The sequence below is a fragment of the Anaerophaga thermohalophila str. Valhall genome, assembly GCF_000250735.1.
Classification (GTDB): Bacteria; Bacteroidota; Bacteroidia; order Bacteroidales; family Marinilabiliaceae; genus Anaerophaga; species Anaerophaga thermohalophila_A.
On the sequence record NZ_AHZV01000080.1, the window covers coordinates 1 to 2,604 of the forward strand.

3 protein-coding genes are annotated in these 2,604 nt (G+C 31.0%); all 3 read left to right on the forward strand.

The features are described 5' to 3' along the window. The first annotated feature begins 32 nt into the window (after positions 1-32). Complete coding sequence (locus tag OQ5_RS20180; protein ID WP_141638851.1) at positions 33-539, forward strand: ABC-three component system middle component 2; 507 nt, start codon at positions 33-35, stop codon at positions 537-539. Then, on the forward strand, positions 532-2,376 hold the full coding sequence (locus OQ5_RS0103665; RefSeq protein WP_016776202.1) for a hypothetical protein: 1,845 nt from the start codon (positions 532-534) through the stop codon (positions 2,374-2,376). The genes OQ5_RS20180 and OQ5_RS0103665 overlap by 8 nt, the downstream gene beginning before the upstream one ends. A 4-nt stretch (positions 2,377-2,380) precedes the next feature. After that, positions 2,381-2,604 (forward strand): hypothetical protein (locus OQ5_RS23775; RefSeq protein ID WP_218054492.1); only part of this gene is annotated, 224 nt, incomplete at its 3' end.

A 2,604-nucleotide genomic window follows, 5' to 3' on the forward strand; every position in this document is an offset into this window, starting at 1 on the left:
CTAGCAAACGAACTTAAATTAAAATGGGTGAAATGACAAAACAAAACGTTAAAAATAGAATTTTTAATTCCCCTTTGGAAATTGCATTGAGGGTGCTACTTATTTTGAGTTTTGGCAAAAAGAGTTCATTTTCCTTGGAACGCCTCATTATATATGATTATATAATCCTAAATAGTGGAGACTTGGAAGATTCTCCTGAAAGTTTGCACCCATCATTACCTAATAGGTCTTCTCAATTATTAGTAAAACGTGAATTACTGCAAAAAGCACTTTTAATATTAGCTTCAAAAGAATTGATTCTAATTAAATATGCAAAGTCAGGTATTCAATACGCCCCCTCTAAGTTGACAGAACCTTTTCTTTTATATTTTGAATCTCAATATTATAAAGAATTAAAAGAGCGGGTTGTTTGGGTTGCAGAAACATTTAAAAATAGAAATGATAAAAGTCTTGAGAAATTTATCTCCTTAAATCTAGAAAAATGGGGAAGTGAATTTCTTAATGAATCATATATGCGAGAGGAGTTAAACTATGAATAATGATTTAGGTTTCTATATAACTCATCTTCGAGTTACTGGTAATAATAAAAAGCCAGCAGAAATTCCATTCGAGAATGGTTTTAATCTTGTATCAGGTGTTTCGGATACGGGAAAATCATATATTTTCTCTTGTCTCAACTATTTGCTAGGGAAAGAAGATAGTCCAAAGAGTATTCCCGAAAGCGTAGGATACAATAATTTCTACCTCGGTATAAAAACCTTTGCAGGTGAAGAATATACGATATACAGGAAATTGATTGAGAAATCTGTAAAAATTAAGAAATGTTCTATAAGCGAATATGAAAATTCAAAGTTACCTGTTGAAGAATATTTTCTTGACAATAAGAAAACCAAAAATCTATCATCCTTTTTACTCAACCTCAATGGAATTGATGATAAGTTTCTGAAGAAAAGCAAGTCAAAAAAAGTTAATCTTATTTATTCTTATATTAGACGTTTGACACTTATTTCTGAGACAAGAGTTGTAGTAGAGGATTCTCCTTTTTATCCGACTTCACAGCATATTGATAAAACATTATATCAGAGCCTTCTAATATATCTTTTAACTGGAAAAGATTATGCTGATTTTATTCCTGAAGAAGAAGAAAAAATAAGAAAAAGTCGATTAAAAGGTAAACTTGAATTTGTCAATAACAGAGTCGAAACAATATCAAAAGATTTAGATACTTTAAGTACTCAGAAAAGCAATTCAAAACCTACTTTTAATGAAGATATAAAATCTTTAGAAAAACAATCATTAGAACTTAACACTGTGATTTCTGAATTATATAAGAAGAAATCGACCAAGTTTAAAGAGTTAGAAGCTGAAAAATCATCACGCCTTTTCTATACTGAACTTATTGAAAGAATGGAGTTGCTTAAAAAACATTACAATAGTGATTTGGGGCGTCTAAATTTCATTGATGAAGGACAAAATCTGCTTGGGCAACTACAAACTGTTAATTGTCCATTGTGTGAAGCTGAAATGGAAAGCGATAAATTGCAAGAGGTTGAACAGAATATAAAAGTTAAAGAATCAATTGATTCCGAGAAAAATAAAATAGTTGAAAAACTTAAAGATTTGGCTTCGACAATTTCAACTAATAAGCAAGAGGTAGAGAATATCACCAATAAAATAAACGACCTTGATATTGAATATCACGAGATTGACAATACTATAAAAAATGAGTTTACTCCGAAATTAAATTCAATTAAAGAAAAGTTAAGTGAAATTAAAGACTCAGTCTCTTTAGTATCAAAAATTGAATTACTTGATAAAGAACTAAATTTTTATATTAAAGAGAAAAAAAATATTGAAGTTCAAATTTCATTAAAGCCAACCCCTCAGACACCCGAAAAAGTTGACGGTGATATTGTTGATGATTTATGCAAAGAAGTTAAGAATATTCTAAAGGAATGGAATTACCCAAATAGCGATTCAGTTGTATTTGACTCGGGTTATCAAGTTTTCGACTTTGTGATTTCAGGTAAAGCAAGGAGTGCTTATGGAAAGGGAATGAGAGCCGTTTCATATTCTGCAGTGTTATTTGCATTAGTGAATTATTGCAATAAAAAAGCAATACCATTTACAAAAAGTTTGATAATTGATTCTCCTCTTACAACTTATCATGGAAAAGAAAAGAAAACTCAAGAACATGATATAGATGTAAATATTGAACGTTCCTTTTTTAAATATTTTGCTCATAAAAAAATGGACTTTCAATTTATAATGTTTGATAATAAGGTTCCTTCATCCAATTTAACAGATAGATTTAATTATATTGAGTTCACAGGGGATGATGGAATTGGTCGCTCCGGATTTTTCCCAACAGAATAGAGCCATGCACATTAAGCAAACGCACATATCAACCGCACGACCAAATTTGCTTAAAGAGCATGCCTCCCCAACACACGGACTGACTGGAAGAATAAAGCACGAAAACACAACATCGTGTATAGTGCATTTGGCGGGTAGTGCTAATTTTGAGAATATTACATCTAATAAACTTTGTAGCGGTTTGACAGGTTCGTGCTTCGAATCGCCAAACGACACCATACACATAAC